Source organism: Cohnella sp. GCM10012308, assembly GCF_042649185.1.
In the GTDB taxonomy this organism is placed as follows: Bacteria; Bacillota; Bacilli; order Paenibacillales; family Paenibacillaceae; genus Cohnella.
Genome location: NZ_JBHRYU010000068.1, coordinates 1 through 10777 on the forward strand (window position 1 = coordinate 1; position 10777 = coordinate 10777).

The 10777-nt window shown below is 53.4% G+C and carries 10 protein-coding genes; 8 read left to right on the forward strand and 2 right to left on the reverse strand.

Annotated elements, in window-relative coordinates:
* Positions 1-346: 346 nt before the first annotated feature.
* Positions 347-1297 carry a HEAT repeat domain-containing protein gene (locus tag ACFOTD_RS34255; protein WP_378124489.1) on the forward strand — a complete coding sequence of 317 codons (951 nt, stop codon included), beginning with the start codon at positions 347-349 and terminating at the stop codon, positions 1295-1297.
* A 111-nt stretch (positions 1298-1408) separates the two neighbouring features.
* Here the strand turns inward: ACFOTD_RS34255 and ACFOTD_RS34260 are convergent, their stop codons facing one another.
* Positions 1409-1915, reverse strand: coding sequence for a discoidin domain-containing protein (locus ACFOTD_RS34260; RefSeq protein ID WP_378124490.1), 507 nt, complete (start codon positions 1913-1915; stop codon positions 1409-1411).
* 460 nt (positions 1916-2375) lie between these two features.
* Here ACFOTD_RS34260 and ACFOTD_RS34265 point away from each other — a divergent pair, with 460 nt between their 5' ends.
* The 3 genes from ACFOTD_RS34265 to ACFOTD_RS34280 all read left to right on the forward strand — a co-directional run bounded on the left by ACFOTD_RS34265 (position 2376) and on the right by ACFOTD_RS34280 (position 5047).
* A complete protein-coding gene (locus tag ACFOTD_RS34265; protein WP_378124491.1) occupies positions 2376-3200 on the forward strand; it encodes a hypothetical protein in 825 nt (274 codons plus the stop codon).
* Positions 3201-3695: 495 nt separating this feature from the next.
* Positions 3696-4397 carry a hypothetical protein gene (locus ACFOTD_RS34275; protein ID WP_378124493.1) on the forward strand — a complete coding sequence of 234 codons (702 nt, stop codon included), beginning with the start codon at positions 3696-3698 and terminating at the stop codon, positions 4395-4397.
* Positions 4398-4516: 119 nt separating this feature from the next.
* Entirely contained in the window at positions 4517-5047 is a 531-nt protein-coding gene (locus ACFOTD_RS34280) for a dihydrofolate reductase family protein (RefSeq protein WP_378124494.1), read from the forward strand.
* Between the two features lie 108 nt (positions 5048-5155).
* Here ACFOTD_RS34280 and ACFOTD_RS34285 read toward each other — a convergent pair whose 3' ends face one another.
* Complete coding sequence (locus tag ACFOTD_RS34285; protein WP_378124495.1) at positions 5156-6043, reverse strand: LysR family transcriptional regulator; 888 nt, start codon at positions 6041-6043, stop codon at positions 5156-5158.
* A 126-nt stretch (positions 6044-6169) separates the two neighbouring features.
* Here ACFOTD_RS34285 and ACFOTD_RS34290 point away from each other — a divergent pair, with 126 nt between their 5' ends.
* The 4 genes from ACFOTD_RS34290 (at position 6170) to ACFOTD_RS34305 (ending at position 10567) form a co-directional block, all read left to right on the forward strand.
* Entirely contained in the window at positions 6170-6655 is a 486-nt protein-coding gene (locus tag ACFOTD_RS34290; RefSeq protein ID WP_378124496.1) for a nucleoside deaminase, read from the forward strand.
* Positions 6656-6697: 42 nt separating this feature from the next.
* Positions 6698-8221, forward strand: coding sequence for a sensor histidine kinase (locus ACFOTD_RS34295; protein ID WP_378124497.1), 1524 nt, complete (start codon positions 6698-6700; stop codon positions 8219-8221).
* Positions 8218-8904 carry a response regulator transcription factor gene (locus ACFOTD_RS34300; protein ID WP_378124498.1) on the forward strand — a complete coding sequence of 229 codons (687 nt, stop codon included), beginning with the start codon at positions 8218-8220 and terminating at the stop codon, positions 8902-8904. The genes ACFOTD_RS34295 and ACFOTD_RS34300 overlap by 4 nt, the downstream gene beginning before the upstream one ends.
* Before the next feature lie 160 nt (positions 8905-9064).
* Entirely contained in the window at positions 9065-10567 is a 1503-nt protein-coding gene (locus ACFOTD_RS34305) for an S-layer homology domain-containing protein (protein ID WP_378124499.1), read from the forward strand.
* Positions 10568-10777 lie beyond the last annotated feature (210 nt).

A 10777-nucleotide genomic window follows, 5' to 3' on the forward strand; every position in this document is an offset into this window, starting at 1 on the left:
GCTCATGCAATGGAAAAAGCGGAATAGAACTCCCGCGCCTTCGCTTGGGCTGCGTCCCCCAACTTCTCGACATCTACATGCGTATAACGATGAGATGCCTTACTTACACAAACTTCTTGACGCTACCCAATATGACTGGTAATCCCGCAGATAGTGTATTCTGTGTCCGAAGCGAACCGGATTCGGCGCTCTAAGCAAGAATAGCGGATTCTCAGTCCGATCAGGAGTCGTAAGTAACCGCTTAGCAATCGAACAGAGCCTTATTGCGAACCTCATTGCAATAAGGCTCTTTTTCGCGTTATGGTATTTGTAATTGACGTTCTACGAGAATGGGAGAGGGCAGCATATGAGTAAAGGCACTCCATACATTCGAGACTTGCTGCATCGCATGACGATCAAGACGGATGAGCAGGGCAGGGAGGTTCGGAATTCGCAAGACCAAGTTTCTTGGAAAGCGCTGCGGGATGCAGAACGGCTGGACGATCCAGCCGTGATCGATACTGCTGCACAAGTTCTCGAGGAATCGCAGGACGACGATACAAGGGTGAACGTCTGCTTCCTATGGAGCCATCTGGCGATAAATACGGGGGACGCGAGGGCTGTCCGCTTGATGCTGGGCGAGTTCGAGAAAACGAATAAGATACAAATGAAGTCGCGAATGATGTGGTCGTTCGCGCGCGTACCGGAAGTGCCGGACGCCGCCCCCTTTCTCGCATTGTCCGAATCGCGCGACGGTTCGATCCGCAGGGAAGCGCTTCGGGTGCTGGCCCGCTGCCGGCCGCAAGACGCGAAGGGGCGGTTGATCGAGATCATTCGTCACTCGAACGACGAATGTGACATCATCTATACGTTGTGGGCGCTTAAGCATCTCTGTCTGGAAGAGGCACTCCCGGATGTATTGGCGCTCGTCGAATCGCCGAATAGCGAGATTCGCAGCCTGGCCATCCGTTTTGCAGCCGAGTTTGGGGATAGCGCTCAACTGTCCTTATTTGTGGCGGCGCTTGAAAACGACAGGTCGCCTGACGTGAAATGGAGTGCGATGGAAGCTATCGACCGATGGGGCGGCGACTCGGAAACGGGAACCGTTATGCGCCGGGTCAAAACGATCGTATCGCGGCAGCGCAAAGGGGGCGGGCAGCTTCCAATCAGCGAACTGATGCACGGCATTTCGTTTCTCAACAGAATAGCGCCCCATAACGATGAGGTCATAAAACTGCTGCATGCGCTGCGCACCTCGAAGGCGGGCAGGCTATTCGAACACGAGGCGAAGTGGTTGGACGAAAAGATGAAAGATTAACCAAAGCAATGTTAAGAAGAGCAGCTTGCGGGCTGCTCTTTTTTGTCTATGCAAGCATGACGTTACGTCTAGACTCCGACTTCAGAAGCGCTTCGCGCCGGCGATTACAGGTCACGGTCCGTAAATTTCAAGCTCGCCGATCATCGTCGCTGTGCTGACCGGCGCTACGTTTACGCGAACGTATCGCGTGCTGACGGTACTCGGCAGATTGATCGTGACCGTATAGTAGTTGGCGGAGTAGAAGGCTTGGGTGCTGGTCGATTGGGTCGCAAAGCTGCTGTCGTCCGTCGAATTGCTGGTCTGGATCGTTACCGCTTCGACGAAGTGGCCATAGGTCGGCGTTTTCAGGACAATCTGGTTAACCGACTGAACGCTGCCGAGATCGACCGTGATCCAACCCGCCGCGCCAAAGTTCGGCTGCCAGAAGGTACTCTGTCCGCCGTCCACGGCATTGGAAGGATTGGCACCGCTGCTTGCCCATACATACCGGGTCAGAGCAAGGTTGTACGAAGCGGATGCGCTGCTTAGATTAAACGACAATTGCGCAGCGGCAATCAGAAGCGTGAGCAGCAGAGCGATCGTAGACCTCTTTTTCAGGACTTGAATACGAGTGGACATGAGTAGCCTCCTTGGCATATTAAATGTAGTTAAAAAATGCACTAGATTTAACCTGCGATGCAAGCCTTGCTTTTGCATTTCGGGTAAGCGCGGGCTTCCGAGCGTCGATCACCTCCGCTTTTCTCCAGCTATACGCGTTTTTCCGGCCCGGCTCGCCCCTCGCCCGAGTCTCCGAGAGTGATCGCCGACCATCCACCGCGCATTATTCAATTTCAGATATACAATACCAACTATGGATAAAAATAAGAATGTCTATAACTATTGTAATTTTGCACATACCTATAGAAGCGGCAAGCATGGATCCGCAAAGGGGAACCATATTGTTAGGTGCGATTCAATGGTAAATATGCGTAATATTACATAAATAGATGCAAATAGTTGAATAGGCGTAAGGCTGCATGTTAGATTATCGTTGCTTCGATCCGCTACCAATTCACTCCAATTTGAGAGGACGTGTATGATGAAATTTCGCAAATGGCTAATGGGTGCCTTGATCCTGGCATCGGCGCTGCCGGCAACGACGGCCAGTGCTGCAGTGAGCGCAGCGATCACCAACATCACGGCTAATTCGCTGCAGTTGAACTGGACACTCCAGCCTGGCGAAGGGGTCGTGACGGTCTATCAGAACGGCAGCTATCTGACGACCTATGCAGGCAACGGAATGATTGTAAACGGACTGACGCCGTGTACCGCTTATACGTTTACCGTTGCCGGCGGAAGCGGCTATGCGACGACTTCGGCGGCCGCCACGACGCTCGGCTGCGCTCCGGCCCCGACGGCGCCTTCGATTGCGTACACGAGCACTTATTCGTCCGTCAATTTGTCGTGGACAGCCACCAATGCCGTAAGCTACGAAGTGTACAGAGACAATGTGCTTCTCGGCACTACAAGCGGCAACTCGTATACATTCAGCGGTACGCCGAGCCGAACTTACGCGGTGCGGGTAGTCGCGATTAACGGTACAGGTCAAACGGCATCCGCGTCCATTTCGGCGACGACTCAAGCTTTCTCGGGAACGTGGACGAGCGCTCTATCAGGGAATATCCGCGTCGGCGGCGCATGGACCAATACGAGCTCCGTTAACAGCACCGCGATGAACATGACGCTTTACCGCGTCACCTCATCCGGAGATGTGTATGTCGGCAGCAACTCCGCCTACATCGGACCGGGCCAGACGATCGGCGGATGGTACAACCTCGCGAGCAATCAGCCCAGCGGCAACTACAAGGTCGTATTGACCTCCGACTATGCGATCACGTCGGGCGCCACGCTTGGTACTTACTAGAACCGTAGGTTGCCTCGTCAAGTTTCAGCTTTGCATCTGAAAGAAAACAGGAGCTGGCGCTTCTGCTCAGACTGTCGAGAAACGCTCGGCAGTCTTTTTTATGTTTACGGTCCGCTATTGAAGCGACAGGGACTGTTACAATGAACACTGAGTACGCGTTGAAGCACCGCAACATTCATGTTGGTTTTTACGTCGGATCCCAGTATCGCAGCCATTGTTGATTTAAAGCCATATTTGAACAAAGAGATCTCTCTTACAACCTACTTGCTGAGTGAAAAACATAACAGCGGAAAAAATCTATACGCTTATATTTATCAAGTTAATGAAGACATTATTGGCGGATACGAACATATTGAGACTTGGGAGCCTGGCGTTTTCTCTTTGAAGGATAAAGAGAGGTTAACCAACGAAGGAACAATACAGAAATAACGATTGGCTCGGATAGGATGCTATAATTCAAACTGACAGAAAAGCTTAGCGGAATAGAGGGACTTTATGAACACTCCATTTCTTTTAACGATTAAAGATTTAAATTACCATTCAAGCCCGACAATATTTAACCGTTTCTCGATGATCGATAGGGTGAGTGATTTATCGATTGATATTAAATCAGGACGTATCTATGGCATTATCGGTGGATTGGGACTTGGAGGATGGCTGTTATCTTATTTACTTTCTGGAAAAGACATTTACTACAAGAGCAGTTCAAGCATAACGATGAACCAAAAATGGATCGGCAATGAGGACATGAAACACTTTTCTTGTTACATCGGGGAAGGGGTAGCGGAGCATCCCTACGGGGAAAAAACATTTTCTCAATATTTCAAGAAAAGAATCACAGTAAAAGATCAAATTTTGCAAGGAATAAAAATTTCGAATAACAAATATAACGTTCAAGAAATTTGTGAGCTATTCGGGTTAAGCAACAGAGCGGACAGAGCATTAGAAATCAACGGAATCGAAAAACGGAGAGCCTCGCTTGCCATTGGATTTAGTTTTCAGAAAGCCTTATTCTGTGCGCCTTGGATCGAGTCTCAATGGTTTCCAAGCCTATTGAATGCCCATAATAAAAAATTCCTTCAAGTGTTGAAAGAGCATGACGCGGCGGTTCTGTTGCCCGTAAGCAATGAAAAGTACGTCAGTGATATCGCGGATGAGATCGTCTATTTAAAAGATCATTTTATTGAATTCTGCTAGCGGCCAACAACTTATTTATCGCAACGGCCATTCTCAGCAATCCACGAGAAACCAGGACGCCTCAAAATGGTAAAATACAGTTAAAAAGGAGGCGGCATATGGGACGAGTAGTCATGCAAATGAATGTAACGCTGGACGGGTGCTGCGATCACGCGCAGATGATAGCCGACGAGGAGATTCATCAGTATACGGCAGACTTGATGGACCAGGCCGATGCCGGGCTTTTTGGACGTAAAATCTATCAACTGATGGAGCAATTCTGGCCGGCCATTGCGCGCAGCGGCGAAGGACCTCCGTTTATCGTTGATTTCGCGCGCAAGCTTAGCGAGAAGCCCAAGTACGTTTTCTCTCGGACGCTGGATCATGTGTCGTGGCATAATTCTTTCTTGTTGAAGGGGCCTGTATCCGAAGAGGTGCCGAGGCTTACGGCAGAAGGGAAGAACCTGCTCGTGAACGGCGGTCCCGGTCTCGGTTCGACCCTTGCGCAGTTGGACTTGGTGGATGAATATCACTTTCTCGTAAATCCGATCGTTGCCGGGCACGGCCCACAATTGTTGGGCGGAATCCATGAGCGACTGAAACTGAAGCTCGCCGAGACGAAACCCTTCGCCTCTGGCGTCGTCCTGCTCCGCTACACGCCCGCTCGATAATTTTTTGCTTGGAGTACGCAATGAAATGTGGCATTTCAAATATAGAGTTACGGTAACAGAACGAGAGCCGATTGCACGTATTTAGTGCAACGGCTCTTTTCTTTACACTTACGTCCTCGACTGGTAAAGATCGATAAAGTTCCGTGCTGCCTTGGACAGGCGATGGTTGCGAAGAGCCACAAGTCCGATCGGCGACATCGGCATGAATTCGCCGGATAGCTTCCGGCTGACGATCGGATAACCCGGATAATGGCCAAGCAGCGATTCCGGAACGATGGCGACGCCGGAACCGGCGGATACCAGGCTCATCAAGAGGCCGATATCGGAGCATTCCCCCAGGATCCTCGGCTCCAGTCGAAGTTCGGAAAACGATTTCAGAATCAAATAATGGACGCCGAGTCCTTGCGTGCTTGGAAGCAGGAGCGGGAGGTCGACGATGTCTGCAAGAGAGAGCTCCCGCATCTCCCCGAACAAATGCTTATCCGACGAGGAGATTACATAGAAGGGCTCCTGTCCATGATGCAAGACCGTAAGATCATCCCCAAGATCAAGCGGCAGCCGGATAAAGGCGAGTTCAACCTCGCGTCCTCGAACCAAGCGGCACAGATGTGAAGATTCCCCTTGATGGATTTTGTAGGTGATCTTCGGATACTGCCGTTGGAACATCTGGAGAGCCGGGGAAAGGCCTGATACGGACAGGGTATTCACGCCTATCGAGAGCCGGCCGTTCAGCCCGCTGCCGACTTCCGTCACTTCCGATTTGGCCGCCTCCAAGAGCTCGATCATCTGCAAGGCGTACGCATACAAACGATTGCCCGCTTCCGTCGCCTCCAGTCGTTTCCCGTTTCTCTCCATCAGCAGGACGCCAAGCTCCTCTTCTATTGCCTTTAATTGCTGGCTTAGCGGGGGCTGGGACAGGTGAAGACGCTTGGCGGCGCCCGATACCGTGCCTTCCTCCACAATGGCAGCGAAATAACGCAACTGCCGTATGTCCATAGCCGACCTTCCTTTCGCATCTATACCTATACGAATAATCTTGGTTAAGCTCGAAGAAATCAATATTTTTCATATGGATCTCCTCATGCTACCATGATGGCATAAGAAAGAACAGGAGGGACAATCATGATTAATGAGATCGATCTGATGCATTTGCGCCGCTGCGTCGAGCTGGCAGAGGGAGCGCTGGATGCCGGCGACGAACCCTTCGGCTCCATCCTTGTAGCGGGCAACGGCAGCGTTCTGATGGAAGACCGCAATCGCGTGGCGGGCGGAGACCATACGCAGCATCCGGAATTCGCGATCGCCCGCTGGGCGGCTAATCACCTGACGCCCGAGCAGCGGCGGGAAGCGACCGTGTATACGTCCGGCGAGCATTGCCCGATGTGCGCGGCAGCTCATGGCTGGGTCGAACTGGGCCGCATCGTATACGCGAGCTCCTCCGCGCAGCTGGCCGAGTGGCTTGGCGAATGGGGGGCTCCCGAGCCAAAGGTACGCACTTTACGGATTCAGGAAGTCATCCGGAATACGGAGGTCGAAGGACCGGCTCCGGAACTGGCGGCGCAAGTGAAGGAGCTTCATCGCCGGATGCGGTCCGCTCCGCAACCATAACCGGAAGAACCGGAAGCACCGGAAGGAAAGGGGGAGAGGCGGATGTCCATCCGCGTTCGGTTGCTGCTAAGCTTCGGTTCGGTGCTGGCCGTTGCCCTCATTCTTATCCTGATGACCTCGTACTTGCTGTCGGTCGCGATAACGGGCGATATGAAAAGCATCAGCAGCTTTTACAAAATCCATTATTCCCTGCATCCGTTAACGGACGAGGAAGAAACGATCTTCCTGGATCTCAAGTACGAGGCCAAGCAGGATGCCGGACGGTTGACGGACGAGGCTGTACTGGCGGATTACGATCGTCAGTTAAAAATGGTTCAAGCCGGATTGTTCGTCAGGAAGGACGATAAGCTGCTCTATGCCTCGCCGTCGATCGGCGAACCTCAGATGTTGTCTGCGCTGCCGGACTACGATGCCGCCAACCTCTCGATTCGGAGCACGCTGAATGTGGGCAACCGTTTTTTCTCGTACGCCAAATTCGACTTTTCTTATCCGGACGGATCGTACGGCAGCTTGTACGTAATGAAAGAAAGAAGCCCTTTTGCGGAGCTTGTCCGAACTTTGCTTCCGATTCTTGTCGTCGTGCTCCTTGCCGTCATGTTGCTGACCGGCGTGCTTCTATATCGTTACATCACAAGGACGATGGTCCGTCCCCTGGAATTGTTGAAGCGGTCGGCCGTGCAGATCAAGGAGGGGGATCTCGAATTCGAATTGAAGCCGCAGTCGCGCGACGAGATCGGACAGCTAAGCCAGTCTTTTGAAGAGATGAGACGAAGGCTGAACGAATCCATCCAGCTTCAGCTCCAATACGAAGAAAATCGAAAAAGCCTGATCTCCAACATTTCGCACGACCTCAAAACGCCGATTACGACGATTAAAGGCTACGTAGAAGGCATTCGGGACGGACTGGCCGATTCGCCGGACAAGCTCGATAAATACGTCGGCACCATCAACGCGAAGGTAAACGACATGGGAAGGCTGGTCGACGAGCTGCTGCTGTATTCCAAGCTGGATTTAAAACGCGAGCCTTATTCATTCGAGCGTATCGATCTGATTGCTTTCGCGCGCGATGCTGCTGAGGAATCCGTCTGGGACCTGGAGGGCAAAGGCATCGAAGTAGACCAGGACCTGTCGCTTCCGGGTCCCTTGATCGTCCTGGCAGACCGCTCGAAGCTGAAGCGCGCGCTTGGCAACCTGATCCAGAACAGCGCGAAGTTCATGCACACGGATGAAAAGAGGATCCGTATTCGCGTGGGGGCCGAAGAAGCCCATGCGCTATTAATCGTTGAAGATAACGGTCCGGGCATTCCCGCCGAATCGTTGCCGTTTATCTTCGAAAGATTCTATCGCGGGGACGCGTCGCGCAACAGCGGGATGGGAGGCAGCGGCTTGGGGCTGGCCATCGCCAAGCAGATCGCGGAAGGGCATCATGGCTCGATCGAAGCCGCGAGCGCTTCAGGGGCAGGCACCCGGATGACGATCCGTCTTCCGTTGGCCGATACGATGAGCGCCGCCGGCGAAGCTGCCGAATCGCAGACAACCTATATGAGAAACGGGAGAGACGGATGAAACGAATCTTGATCATCGAGGACGAGGTCCCGATCGCCGAGCTGGAGCGGGACTACTTCGAACTGAACGGCATGCGGGCGGAGCTCGCCCATGACGGCCTGCAAGGGTTGGAAAAAGCGTTCGCGAAACGGTTCGATCTTATCGTGCTCGACCTGAATCTTCCCGGAGTTGACGGCCTCGAGCTCTGCCGGCAGATTCGAAGCAAGCTGGACGTCCCGATCTTGATCGTCTCTGCCAGAAGCGAAGAGATCGATAAGATTCGCGGATTCGGGATCGGAGCGGACGATTACGTCACCAAACCGTTTAGCCCTAGCGAATTAATCGCCAGGGCCAAAGCGCATATGACGCGGTACGAGCGGCTGGCGGGAAAGACGCCAGACCAACAGCAGATTCGCATTCGCGAGCTGACGATCGACCGGTCCGCGAGAAGGGTTTACGTGCGTGGGGAAGAAATCGGTCTGACGACGAGGGAGTTCGACGTGCTCTCGTTCCTCGCCCAGCATCCCAATCGGGTGTTCAGCAAGGAGGCGTTGTTCGAGCGGCTATGGGGGCTGGAATCCGCCGGCGATATCTCGACCGTGGCCGTGCATGTCCGCCGTGTCCGGGAGAAGATCGAGGCGCTGCCGTCCGACCCTCAGTTCATTGAGACGGTATGGGGCGCGGGATATCGTTTTACGGTCTAAGTCGGCGTTTTACGGCCCTAGCCAGTGTTTTGGGTTATGAACCGTAAATGTTATGCTCCCGTTCATAAATTGTTAATCTCCTCTTTCGGGATTGTTCAAAGCTTGGCGTTACGATAAATGAGAGCCAAGCATGGATGACAATACGAAGGAGGAATATCACATGAAAAAAGAATCCCGCACGATTGCTGCCTGGACATTGGCCGCGGCCATTAGCGTAGGCGCTGTTGCGCCGGCCGCCGCTTCCGCCGCGACCCCAGTTTCATCGTTGAAGACAATAGCCTTATCCGAGAGCATGGATGCCGCCGTACAACAGGCCGTGAACCGGCTGACGGAGCAGGGCGTCCTGAACGGTTACGATAACGGCACGATTCGGCCCAACCAACCGGTCACCCAGGCGGAAGCCGCCAAGCTGATCGTGCTAGCCTTGAACCTTCAGCCGGCTGCGTCCTCCCAAGCGGCGCTCGGCAACGAACATAACGGCAAGTGGTATGCGTCATTCGCCAAGACGGCGATCGATCACGGCTTGTTTACGGCAGCCGGCTTTGCCCCGAACAAGGCCGTCAGCGAGCAAGAGCTTGCGGCATGGGTTGCCAAGGCCGTTCAGCGGGATGCGCTGAGCGCCAGAACCTGGATGCAAGCCATCGGCGATGGTAGCGACGCTGCTACGCGCGGAGAGACCGCCCGCCTTTTGGTGCTAGCGGAGGAATCCGTTCGTTCGGACGACGCACGCATTATATCGGTAAAAGCGCTTGATTCTATCGCGCTTGAAGTAAAGACGTCCGGTCCGATGTCGCTCAACGACGAGACGATCGAACGCTCGGCAGAGACCTTTCAATTCGACGGAGGCCTGACGATCGTCAATCAGCCGCGTCTCAAGACGGGTACGACGAATACGTACATCGTTCCGGTATCGACGATGGAAGCGGGCAAGCGTTATACGCTTACTTATAAAGGCGACCAGAAACTTACTTTCGACGGCAGCGGCGAGCTTATCCGTTTCGAGCAAGCGCGCCAGGTCGCAAACGATACCTTCGAGGTCGAAGCCCTGCTCGCGAACGGTGTCGTGGACTACGGTTATGTCATCACCGCATACGCTGACGGACGCGGCTCAAACGCCCTCGTATTGGGAGACGACAATGCTTTGAACGGCAAAACGCTGCAAATCATCGCTTCGCTGCGGAACCGCACGGCCGTTCTTACGCCGGCCGGAGGCGAACCGATTACCGTATCGTACGTCGGCTTCACCCAATCGACGGATGGCAAGCAAGAGCCCAAGTTCCGGCTGCCTGCGGGCCAGAAGCTGTTGCCTGGCGTAACGTATACGGTGTCCGCAGATTGGTTCGAGACGAAAAATGCTTCGTTCGTCGCCGGCAGCGTAGAACCGCTGCAGATCGCTTCCGCGCAAGCAACGGATTCGAAGACGCTCGCGGTCACGCTTGCAAGCGATCCTGGAGACGAGCTGTTCGCCTTCCGTTCCGTGAAGCTTACGGGTAATGACGGCAGCGAATTAACGGCGCAATATCGCGTGCAAACGCGCAAGGGAGCAACAGGTGTGTTCGATCTGCAAAACGGCGGCGAGCTCAAGTCTGGCGTAACTTACGCGTTTGCTCCGCTTGGCGACTGGGCCGTAGCGAAGAGCGCTATTACGGTCTCCGGCATTTGATTAATAACATTAAATAAAAGGGAGGTTCGCAATCGGCTCGGTGTCATCCATCGACGTCATCCATCAATGTCATCCAGGTGTTTAGGGGCTGTCCCAAAAGGGTCATGAAAATGACCTGCGGGGCAGTCCTGTTTTTGTAAAACAAAAAGAAACCGTTCTTTGGTAAAATGGAAGTGTCTAGCAACCATTTACGAAAGGAACGGTTTCTTT